The sequence below is a fragment of the Streptomyces calidiresistens genome, from assembly GCF_014141525.1.
GTDB classification, from domain to species: Bacteria; Actinomycetota; Actinomycetes; order Streptomycetales; family Streptomycetaceae; genus Streptomyces; species Streptomyces calidiresistens.
In genome coordinates this window covers 1-2,416 of the sequence record NZ_VKHS01000795.1, presented here as the reverse complement: position 1 = coordinate 2,416, position 2,416 = coordinate 1, and the positions used below count along the sequence as shown (strand labels likewise).

Genomic DNA, 2,416 nt, shown 5'->3' with positions numbered 1-2,416 from the left:
CCGGGTGGGCCCGGGGGCCCGCGGGAGGCCGAGGCCCTCGTCCCCGCCCCGACCGTCCGGGTCGTCGCCGCCCGGTCCCTCCGGCGCGGGGAGCGCTGACCCCGTGGGGCGGGGTGTCCGCCGCACCGCGGGCCCCCGCCCCCGTCGCCGATTCCGCCCGGAGCCGGCCGCGGCGGGCCGTGTCAGGCACCCCGCTGCGACAGCGCGGTGCGGACGTCCATCAGGGCGAATCCCAACAGGTTGGCCCCGCGCCAGGCCGCGGGCGAGCCGGCGTCCGGGTCATCGGCCGTGAGCCCGATGCCCCACACCCGGTCCAGGGGGCTCGCCTCCACCAGCACCCGGTGCCGGGTGGCGAGGAGGTAGGAGCGCAGGTCGGCCCGGGCCCCGAACTTCGCGAGGTTGCCGCACACCACGATCCCCCGGCGCCGGCGCCGCCACTCCTCCTCGTCGAATCCCCGGACCGCGCGCCCCAGCCGCTTGGCCTCGCCGGGATGCCGGGCGGCCAGGACGCGCTCCGCCGTCTCCCCGTCGCCGAAGAGCCACGCCTTGTGGGCCATCATGTGGTGCTCGGCGGTGGGGAAGGTGTGGCCGTCCGCCGTGAACGGCGCCTCCCACCACTGGCTGAGGCAGGCCGGGCCCGGGGTGCCGTCGGCGGAGGGGCGGTGGTCCCCGGAAGAACCCCAGAAAAAGAGGAAGCGCAGGCGGCGCCCGTCGCGTTCGGCGGCCTCCGCCTCCTCCCGGGTCGTCGGCAGCCGCGACGCGTCACCCGGACGCGCCCGTTCCGTCCCGTCGGCTCGGCCCATCGCCACCACCCCGTTTCCCGTGGACGAGCACGGCCGGAACCGCCGGCCCGGCCGCCGCACATCCTGCCGGCCCACCGCCCGGCGGGCGCAACGGTTTTCCGACGGCCCGGACGGGCCGCCGGCACGTCAGGCGTCGCGGCCCGCGGGGAGCCGCAGGGCGAGCAGGGCCACGTCGTCCGGGTGGTGGTCGACCAGCAGACCGGCGAGCAGTTCGTCGCAGAACACCGGCAGCGGCTCGCGGGCCAGGGCCGCCGCGTGCTGGCGCAGGCGGGTCAGCCCCAGGTCGATGTTCTCCCCGCGACGCTCGACCAGCCCGTCGGTGAACAGCACCAGCGTCGAACGGGCGGGCAGCCGATCGGTGGTGCTGGGACGGACGTTCCCGGAGGCGACGCCCAGCATCATGCCCCGTCCCCCCTCCAGGTAACGGGTGTCGCCCTCGGGGCCGACCAGGAGCGGCGGCGGGTGGCCGGCCGCGGAGTGGTGGAGTTCCCACGGCCCGTCCACGGGGCCGCTCAGGAACGCGTACAGGCAGGTCGCGGTGGTGCGGGACACGGTGTGATGGGCCACGTCGAGGCGCCCGAGGATCTTCCCCGGCGGTTCCTGGCGGTCGCAGGCGATACCGCGCAGCATGTTGCGCAACTGGCTCATCGCGATGGCGGCGCGCATGTCGTGGCCGGTCACGTCACCGATGATCAGGGCCGTGTTGCCGGTGGGCAGCACGAAGCAGTCGTACCAGTCGCCGCCGATCTCGGCGGCCTCGGCCCGGGCGGGGGCGTACCGCGCCTCCAGCCGCAGACGGTCCACCCGGGGGAGGTCGGGCAACAGGGCGCGTTGGAACTGCTCGGCGGTGTACCGCACCTCGCGGTGCAGGCGGGCGTTGTCGGCGGCCAGGGCGATCCGGTGGGCCAGGTCGTCCACCAGCGCGAGGTGGTCGCGGTCGAAGGGGCGTTCCCGTTCGGCCGTTCGGGCGAGGGTGAGGGCGCCCAGGACCCGGCGCCGGGCCCGCAGCGGGGCCACCACGGCCGAGTCGGCGGGCACCCGGCCCAGTAGTTCGGGGGGTTCCACCGACGGGGGGTCGGTGGGTCGCGGCGGGTCCGTGATCAGCAGGGGGCCGGCCCCGCGCAGCACCCGGGCCGCCGGCCCGTCCGCGCTCCGGGAGGGCGGGGACAGCGGCCCGGTGGTCACCCCGGACGGCAGGGCGTCCGGATCGTGGTGCAGCACCGCCACCCGGCTCAGGCCGTGCCCGTCCTCGCCGTCCGGGTCCTCGAACAGATCCACGGCGCACCACTCGGCGAGTTGGGGTACGAGGATGTGGCACACCCGTCGCAGTCCCTCGGCCGCGTCGAGGGTGCTTCCCATGGCCGTGGTGACCTCGGCGAGGAGCGCCAGCCGGCTCAGCGCGCCCTGCAGTACGTCGTCCAGATCGTTGGCGTCCACCGCGCCTCCTCCCGGGAGCCGTCCTCCTCCCGGCCCGGTGCCGGTACCTCCACCCTGCCCCCTTCCGGGCCGATTCGCCCCGCCGGCGGGACGGGAAGGGTGATCCCCCGGGCTCCCGCCCGGGGCCGGGGGATGGCGGGACGCCGCCGCGGGGCCCGGCGGGGAGGAGCCGGGAG

2 protein-coding genes are annotated in these 2,416 nt (G+C 76.8%); both read right to left on the bottom strand.

The window, feature by feature from the left end:
- Positions 1 to 182 precede the first annotated feature (182 nt).
- Positions 183 to 803 carry a riboflavin biosynthesis intermediates N-glycosidase gene (gene ybiA / locus FOE67_RS22855; protein WP_182666731.1) on the bottom strand — a complete coding sequence of 207 codons (621 nt, stop codon included), beginning with the start codon at positions 801 to 803 and terminating at the stop codon, positions 183 to 185.
- 126 nt (positions 804 to 929) lie between these two features.
- Entirely contained in the window at positions 930 to 2,240 is a 1,311-nt protein-coding gene (locus FOE67_RS22850; protein ID WP_182666730.1) for a PP2C family protein-serine/threonine phosphatase, read from the bottom strand.
- Positions 2,241 to 2,416: the final 176 nt, after the last annotated feature.